Annotated in this window: 3 protein-coding genes; all 3 read right to left on the reverse strand. The window is 56.3% G+C overall.

The features are described from left to right. Window positions 1-476: glycosyltransferase family 39 protein (locus LYNGBM3L_RS49805; RefSeq protein ID WP_193374700.1), on the reverse strand; the 476-nt coding region annotated here is incomplete at its 3' end. Next, the gene (locus tag LYNGBM3L_RS49810) at window positions 473-1,258 is read right to left on the reverse strand and encodes a class I SAM-dependent methyltransferase (protein ID WP_008183569.1); all 786 of its coding nucleotides are present in this window, start codon (window positions 1,256-1,258) and stop codon (window positions 473-475) included. The genes LYNGBM3L_RS49810 and LYNGBM3L_RS49805, both read right to left, overlap by 4 nt. 4 nt (window positions 1,259-1,262) lie before the next feature. Next, the coding region (locus LYNGBM3L_RS49815) for an NAD-dependent epimerase/dehydratase family protein (protein ID WP_048815237.1) at window positions 1,263-1,630 on the reverse strand (368 nt) is incomplete at its 5' end.

A 1,630-nucleotide genomic window follows, 5' to 3' on the forward strand; every position in this document is an offset into this window, starting at 1 on the left:
AGCCAGGTCTTCAGCTTCGGATCACGCATTCCGTCCAGAAAGAAGATCATGCCGAGCGTGCTCCAGAAGGCGAGTTCGGTATATCCGCGGGCATTCTGCGAGAACCAAATGTGGTGGAAAGACAGAGCCAGAAGCAGCGCCGTGATATGCGCAAGCCGTACCCCGGCGACGCGCTTGGCGAGGCACCACATTGCGGCAATGGAGCCGACGCCAAACAACATTGCGGGCAGGCGCACGGTCCAGGCAGCTTCGCCAAACAGTCCGGCGACCAGCTTGGCCTGCAAGCTGTAGAGATAGTGGTGGTTCATGGAATAAGACGTCATCATCTCATCCCAGGGCAGGCGCAAATGGGTCTCAACGGTAGTAATCTCGTCATACCAGAGGGGCGCGTTCAAGCCCCAGACGCGCAGGCCAAAAGCCAGCAGCAATATTGCTGTGAGGATCTGATGATCGCGGTCTGAAAACCAGCGCGTCATGCGTCCAGTGGCTTTTGCGCCCGAACCAGGACCAGCATTTCGTAATTCGGGTCGTGCGTGGCGAGTTCAGTCGGGTCAATCTCACTCGCGCCCAGACCATGCAGATTGCAGATGCAGGTAAACACATTGCCGACCGTCGAGACCTCAACAAGGTCTTTCGGAAAATGCCGATGGAAGAGATGGCGTTTGGACTGAGTGGTGAAATGCCAATACTCGCCCCAATCATCGACGCCTTCGCGGCGAGCCACGCGGGTCATGCCATGTGAGGTGCACAAGACGACACCGCCGGGCTTCAAGATCCGGTAGAGCGTCTCAATCGCCTTATCGACTTCGAAGATCATTTGCAGGGTTTGCGTGATGATGATGCAATCGAACGTGTTGTCAGGGATATGCGGCGCATCGGTCAGGTCTGCGACGATGGTCGCTTGTGGATTGCCTTCAACATAATTGAGGACATCGGCCTGCGCGACGCGATCGCCGCCAAACTTGTTGATGTAAGCCGGATCGCCCATTTCGAGGCAGCGGCCTTTGACATCATCCGAGTGCTTCTCCAGGAATTCCTCGATATAGAACCGCTCAATGGTCAGCAGATCGCGGTCCTGGCCGAAGATAGAGCTGATCGGGGTCAGGCGGCGCAGACCACCAAAATCCACGCTGCCGACCGGTACGGATTGTAGTTTGTGAATGCGCTGCTGCTTACGAAGCCACTGTCGCAAATTGAGCGGCAGCAACACAGTCGCGACATCGCGCGTGAGCTTTTCAAGACGTGTGACAAGAGCCATGGCGTTAACTTGCCTCTAGATCCAGCGCCGCGCGCTTTTCAGTGACGATGTCGGCGATGATTTCATCAAGCGTTCGCATCGGGCGAAAATCGATTGCCGCCTGGAGTTTGTCGACGCTCGGCAGGCGCCGCGCCATGTCCTCAAAGCCTTCGGGATAAACGTCGGAATAGGGGATCAGTTCGATGTCAGATTTCGATCCCGTTGCCGCGACAACTTTCTCGGCAAGCTCCATGATTGAAACTTCCTGGTCGGTGCCGATATTGTAAACCTCACCAAAGGCTTCCGGCTTATCCATCAGACGCAGCAAGGCTTCGACCACGTCGAATACATGGCCAAAGCAGCGCGATTGCTCGCCTGTGCCATGCACTTTGA

The organism is Moorena producens 3L (genome assembly GCF_000211815.1).
Lineage (GTDB): Bacteria > Cyanobacteriota > Cyanobacteriia > Cyanobacteriales > Coleofasciculaceae > Moorena > Moorena producens.

Excerpts from the sequence above, each read along its gene's own strand:
- LYNGBM3L_RS49810 (WP_008183569.1), bottom strand. The coding sequence starts at position 1,258 with ATGGCTCTTGTCACACGTCTTGAAAAGCTCACGCGCGATGTCGCGACT.